General features: G+C 65.5%; 1 protein-coding gene. It reads right to left on the bottom strand.

Annotated features, from left to right (window positions below; translation table 11 throughout):
- The coding region (locus AT959_RS07785; RefSeq protein ID WP_157651246.1) for a DUF2345 domain-containing protein at nucleotides 1–267 on the bottom strand (267 nt) is incomplete at both ends.

Raw genomic sequence — 267 nt, forward strand, 5'->3', positions numbered from 1 at the left:
ACGTCCTTCCTGGCCAGGAACTTCATCTCGTCGCTCTGTGCCTGCAGGTCGATGTCGTCCCGGGCGGCGATCAGTTTGAGACCGGTGTTGCCGTCGCCCGCCTTGATCGCGCCGGCGAGCAGGCCGATGGCCTGGCCGCTGTGGATTCTCGTCCGGCCGGCGATGGCGAAATTGCTGTCCTCGCCGCTGGCGAAAGTCAGGGTTTCACCAGTGGCGTATTGCAGATTCTTGCCGGCGACATGCGCGATGCCGGCCTTGCCGGCCTGG

This window comes from Dechloromonas denitrificans, assembly GCF_001551835.1.
In the GTDB taxonomy this organism is placed as follows: domain Bacteria; phylum Pseudomonadota; class Gammaproteobacteria; order Burkholderiales; family Rhodocyclaceae; genus Azonexus; species Azonexus denitrificans.